Source organism: Mycobacterium sp. TH-M103 (assembly GCF_057473785.1).
Genome location: NZ_JBYCLG010000188.1, coordinates 1 through 5,212, shown reverse-complemented (window position 1 = coordinate 5,212; position 5,212 = coordinate 1). Strand labels below are relative to the sequence as shown.

The window sequence follows — 5,212 nt, the reverse complement described above, 5'->3', positions numbered from 1 at the left end:
GCACAGCAAAGCCCTCAAGCTGGGTGTCGCGCCGCTGACGATGAAGCCCGACGTCTGCTGGCAGCTGCCGATCCGGCGCAGCCAGGAATGGGTGACCCGGCCCGACGGCACCGAGATCCTCAAGACCTGGGTCACCGAGTACGACCGGCGCGGCTGGGGCTCCGGCGGTGCGGACCTGCACTGGTACTGCACCGGCGACCCCGGCGCCCATGTCGGCACCACGCAGGTGTGGGAGAGCCTGGCCGACGAGCTCACCGAACTGCTGGGCGCCAAGGCCTACGCGGAACTGGCCGCGATGTGCAAGCGGCGCAGCAAGTTAGGGCTCATCGCGGTGCATCCCGCCACCCGATTCGCCGAGTAGCGCGCCGTCGGGCGCCGACTGGCTTCGGCCGTACGCCGCGACCATGCGCTGCGCGCTGGCCTGCAGGTAGTCCTCGACCGCGGCGGCGGCCGCGTCCGGGTCGCGCGCCAGCACGGCCCCGGTGATCGCCCGCAGACCGGCCACCACCGCTACGGCGTCGTCGTAGGCCGCCGTCAGCTCGTGCTCGCGGCCCCCGAAGGCTTGCTCGACCCATCGGTACAGCAAACCCAGCGCACGGTTGCGGCTGCCGTGGATGAGCGCCCGGAAGTAGGCGAGGTCGGCGGCCTGGCGTGCCACGGCGCCGTCCGCGTCCCGCACCGCCGCCAGCGCAGCCCGCAACACCTCGGCATCCTCGGGCGTGATGCGTTGGGCGGCCAGCCGGCCGATCAGCGGCCCCAGCCCCGCCCGGATCTCCAGCAGTTCGACCAGGAATTCCGGCCCCAGCCTGCGGACCAGCGCCTCGACCACCGCGGGATGGGTGAGGCCCTGCGGGTCGCGCACCACGTTGCCGCTGCCGTGCCGGGCCTCGATCAGGCCCATCTGCTGCACCCGGGCCAGCCCCTGCCGTAGCGACGTGCGGTTGACGCCGAGCTGCTCGGCCAGCTCCCGTTCCGGCGGCAGCGCCGAGCCGGGCGGGAAGGCGCCGTCGAGGATGGCGCCGGCGATCGACGCGGCGATCTGTTCGTCCACGCGGTGGCGGTCCGGCGGCCGGATCGGACTTGACTGGTTCATTGGTTCAACCAATATAGTGGACGCACCGGCGTGGGAGGTGCAGCGATGGACGACGAGATGCGTTCGGCGTCGACTCCGCGCTGGCGGGGCGAGGCCGGGCGCCTGGAGGTCTGGTACGCCACCCTGTCGGATCCGCTGACGCGCGCCGGCCTGTGGATCCACTGCGAAACGGTCGCTCCGGTGCGGGGCGGTGGTGCCTACGCGCACGGCTGGGTGAGCCGGTTCCCGCCCGACGGCCCGCCCCGCACCGAACGATTCGGTCCCGAACCCACCCGTCCCGCGACCGGCGCCACGTGGTTCGACGCCGCGGGCGTGCGGGCGGCCCCGCAGCAGCTGACCGGAAGCGCCCGGTCGCTGGCATGGGACCTGTCCTGGCAGGACAGCGGCGGGCCGCTGTGGACGTTCCCCCGCGCGGCCTGGGACCGCGAACTGCTGCCGGGCGCCCAGGTGGTGCTCGCCCCCACCGCCGAGTTCGCGGGCTCACTGACCGTCGACGGCACCGCCGCGCCCATCGAGGGGTGGCGCGGCGGTGTCGCGCACATCTACGGGCACGGTAACGCCAGGCGCTGGGGGTGGCTGCACGCCGACCTCGGCGGCCGCGACGTCCTCGAGGTGGTCACCGCCGTGTCGCACAAGCCGGGCCTGCGCAGGCTCGCCCCGATGGCGTTCGTCCGGTTCCGTGTCGATGGAAAGGATTGGCCCGCAAACCCTTTGCCGGCACTGCGGATGCGGACAACGCTCGGCGTAGCGCACTGGCAGCTGGAGGGACGCCTCGGTGGCCGCCGTGCGCTCATCCGCGTGGACCAGCCGCCGGAGCGGTGCGTCAGCCTGGCCTACACCGACCCCGACGGGGGCACCGCGGTGTGCACGAACACCGAACAGGCCGACATCCACATCGAGATCGGCGAGCGGCGCTGGTCGGTGCTGGGAAGTGGGCACGCCGAAGTCGGCCTGCGCGGTGACGAGGCGCCCGCCGTCAACGAAAGGACCCCGACGACATGAGCTTTCTGTTCGACCCACCCATGCTGTTCGCCTCCGGAGTGCTCATCGAGCGCCGCCTGCCCGCCGACCGCCGCGACATCGCCGAGGCCGCCACCCTCGGGGTCTTCTTCGGCGGGTCGTTCGGGCTCTACCAGAACGTGCCCGGCCTCGGGCTGCTCTGGCGACCCTTCCAGGCCCGCGACGGCCGCGACTTCATGTGGAACAGCGGGGTTTTCGGCGTGCAGACCGAACGTCTCGGCTGGCCCATGCACGCGGCGGCGGGCGCGATCTTCGCGACCTATCCGCTGTTCCTCAAACTGGGCCGCCGGGCCGGCCGCCTGCTGTGAGCCGGTTCGCCGACCGAGCGACCGCCTCGTTCGGCGCCGCGCTGCTGCCCGCCGAACACGGCGGCCCGACACCGGCCCAGCTCGTCGAGCGCGTGGAGCGCTACCTGCGGCAGTTGCCGCCGTCTTCGCGGCTGGCCATGCGGGCCGGGCTGGCCTCGGTGGCCGCGGCGAGCTACCTGTGCACCGGGCGGTCGCTGTCGCGGCTCGACCCGCGCGGCCGCGACGCGGTGCTGCGGCGCGTCGCTGCGCTCACCCCGGAGACGGGTGCGGCCGTCGAGGCCCTCAAGGCGATCGTGCTGCTCGCCAATGGCGCGGAAACCTTTGCACCGGAACTGCTTTCGCGCGCCCAGCAGGACGATGCGGCGCGGCCGGACGCGCCCCTGACCGTCACGCCGGCGGCCGCGAGCGGCTCCGTCGTGGCCGCGGACGCGGTGATCGTGGGCTCCGGCGCGGGCGGCGCGATGGCCGCCCGCACCCTGGCCCGGGCGGGCCTGGACACCGTCGTGCTCGAGGAGGGGCGCCGCTGGACGGTCGAGGAGTTCCGCAGCACCCACCCGATCGACCGCTACGCCGGGCTGTACCGCGGCGCGGGGGCCACGGTCGCGCTGGGGCGGCCGTCGGTGGTGCTGCCGATCGGGCGTGCGGTCGGGGGCACCACCGTGGTGAACTCCGGAACCTGCTACCGGCCCCCGCCGGCGGTACAACACCGGTGGCACAACGACTTCGGCCTGCGGCCCGCCGATCCCGACCGGCTCGCCGGTCATCTCGACGATGTCGAGGCCACGCTGCGGGTCGCGCCGGTCCCGCTGGAGATGATGGGCCGCAACGGGCGCCTGCTGCTCGACGCCGCTGCGACGCTCGGCTGGCGCGCGGGGCCCATCCCGCGCAACGCCCCGGGCTGCGGCGGCTGTTGCCAGTGCGCGATCGGCTGCCCACGCAACGCCAAGTTCGGCGTGCACCTCAACGCGCTGCCCCAGGCCTGCGCGGCCGGCGCCCGCATCATCTCCGAAGCCCGCGTCGAACGGGTGCTGCACGAGCACGGGCGGGCGATCGGCGTGCGCGCGCGCCGTCCCGACGGCACCGCGCTCGACGTCCTGGCCGACACGGTGGTCGTGGCCGCCGGCGCGACCGAGACGCCATTGCTGTTGCGCCGCAGCGGGCTTGGCGCGCACCCGCGCCTGGGCCGCAACCTGGCGCTGCATCCGGCGACGATGCTCGCCGGGCGTTTCGACGACGACGTCGTCGCCTGGCACGGGGTGCTGCAGAGCGCCGCCGTCGACGAATTGCACGAGTCGCATGGCGTGCTGATCGAGGCCACTTCGACGCCGCCGGGGATGGGGTCGATGGTCTTTCCCGGCTACGGCGCCGAGCTGCTCGGCTGGCTCGACCGGGCCCCGCGGGTCGCGACGTTCGGCGCCATGGTGGCCGACCGGGGCGTCGGCTCGGTGTCCTCGGTGCGCGGCGAGACGCTGGTGCGCTACGACATCGACCGCGCGGACGTCGCCCGGCTGCTGGCCGCGATCGAGGCCATGGGGCGGCTGTTGTTCGCCGCGGGCGCCGTGGAGGTGCTGACCGGCCTGCCGGGCGACCCGACGGTCCCTTCGTTGCCCGCGCTGCACGACGCGCTGGGCCGCAGCAACCCGAAAAGCCTGCACCTGGCTGCGTTTCACCCGACGGGGACCGCGGCTGCGGGCGCCGACGAGCAGCGCTGCCCGGTCGACGGGACGGGGCGGCTGCGCGGCGTCGACGGCGTCTGGGTGGCCGACGCGTCCATCCTGCCCAGCTGCCCGGAGGTGAACCCGCAGGTGTCGATCATGGCCGTGGCGCTGGGCGTGGCCGACGAGGTGCTCAGCGCCCGCTGAGCGAGGGTGAAACTAGCACTCCAGCTTGTAGCCCAGCCCGCGCACCGTCACCAGGTGCACCGGGTTGGCGGGGTCGGCTTCGATCTTGGACCGCAGGCGCTTGACGTGGACGTCGAGCGTCTTGGTGTCGCCCACGTAGTCCGCGCCCCACACCCGGTCGATCAACTGGCCGCGGGTCAGCACCCGTCCGCTGTTGCGCATCAGGTACTCGAGCAGGTCGAACTCCTTGAGCGGCAACGTGATCGTGTCGCCGTTGACCGAGACGACGTGGCGTTCGACGTCCATGCGCACCGGCCCGGACTCCAGCACGCCGTCGCTGATCTCGGAGTCGTCGTCGCCGCCGCGGCGCAGCACCGCGCGAATGCGGGCGATCAACTCGCGCGCCGAATACGGCTTGGTGACGTAGTCGTCGGCCCCCAGTTCCAGCCCGACCACCTTGTCGATCTCGCTGTCGCGTGCGGTCACCATGATCACCGGCACGCTGGAACGGGCCCGCAACTGCTTGCACACGTCGGTGCCCGACATTCCCGGCAGCATCAGGTCCAGCAGCACGATGTCGGCACCGGCGCGATCGAACTCGGCCAGCGCGGCCGACCCGTCGGTGACCACCGTGGCCTCGAAGCCCTCCTTGCGCAGCAGGAAGGCCAGCGGATCGGCCAGCGACTCCTCGTCCTCCACGATCAGCACACTGGTCATGAGCGCGACTCCTTCTCGCGGGTCATCGACTTAGTTCTTCCTCTCGTTGGGGCCGCCCGGGCCGCACCTCGCGGCCCCGTGGGTGCTCGAGTTCCCCCTCGCCGTCCTGCTGGGACGCCAGGGCAGCCGGGATGGATAGCGTGAACGTCGACCCGGTGCCCGGCTTGCTCCACACGCCGATGCTGCCGTTGTGGTTGGCCGCGACGTGCTTGACGATGGCCAGGCCCAGCCCG

General features: G+C 73.1%; 7 protein-coding genes. 4 read left to right on the top strand and 3 right to left on the bottom strand.

What is annotated here, in order from left to right:
* Window positions 1-361, top strand: a 361-nt coding sequence (locus tag AC2VOR_RS10430; protein WP_486963746.1) for a DUF3109 family protein, incomplete at its 5' end; no start/stop codon positions are given.
* Here the strand turns inward: AC2VOR_RS10430 and AC2VOR_RS10425 are convergent.
* Complete coding sequence (locus AC2VOR_RS10425; protein WP_369740824.1) at window positions 317-1,093, bottom strand: FadR/GntR family transcriptional regulator; 777 nt, start codon at window positions 1,091-1,093, stop codon at window positions 317-319. The two genes, AC2VOR_RS10430 and AC2VOR_RS10425, sit on opposite strands and share 45 nt — an antisense overlap.
* 45 nt (window positions 1,094-1,138) lie before the next feature.
* Here AC2VOR_RS10425 and AC2VOR_RS10420 point away from each other — a divergent pair, with 45 nt between their 5' ends.
* The 3 genes from AC2VOR_RS10420 to AC2VOR_RS10410 are packed head-to-tail and all read left to right on the top strand — an operon-like array spanning window position 1,139 to window position 4,283.
* The gene (locus AC2VOR_RS10420; protein ID WP_486963745.1) at window positions 1,139-2,095 is read left to right on the top strand and encodes a hypothetical protein; all 957 of its coding nucleotides are present in this window, start codon (window positions 1,139-1,141) and stop codon (window positions 2,093-2,095) included.
* Window positions 2,092-2,421: a hypothetical protein gene (locus AC2VOR_RS10415; RefSeq protein WP_369740826.1), complete on the top strand. Its 330-nt coding sequence runs from the start codon at window positions 2,092-2,094 to the stop codon at window positions 2,419-2,421. The genes AC2VOR_RS10420 and AC2VOR_RS10415 overlap by 4 nt, the downstream gene beginning before the upstream one ends.
* A complete protein-coding gene (locus AC2VOR_RS10410) occupies window positions 2,418-4,283 on the top strand; it encodes a GMC family oxidoreductase N-terminal domain-containing protein (RefSeq protein ID WP_486963744.1) in 1,866 nt (621 codons plus the stop codon). The genes AC2VOR_RS10415 and AC2VOR_RS10410 overlap by 4 nt, the downstream gene beginning before the upstream one ends.
* Before the next feature lie 12 nt (window positions 4,284-4,295).
* On the opposite strand, the gene regX is transcribed toward AC2VOR_RS10410, so the two are convergent.
* Together regX and AC2VOR_RS10400 are read right to left on the bottom strand one after the other, a co-directional pair.
* Window positions 4,296-4,979 (bottom strand): two-component sensory transduction protein RegX, encoded by a 684-nt coding sequence (gene regX, locus AC2VOR_RS10405; RefSeq protein ID WP_486963743.1) that lies wholly within the window; start codon window positions 4,977-4,979, stop codon window positions 4,296-4,298.
* A 22-nt stretch (window positions 4,980-5,001) separates the two neighbouring features.
* Window positions 5,002-5,212 (bottom strand): ATP-binding protein (locus tag AC2VOR_RS10400; RefSeq protein ID WP_486963742.1); only part of this gene is annotated, 211 nt, incomplete at its 5' end.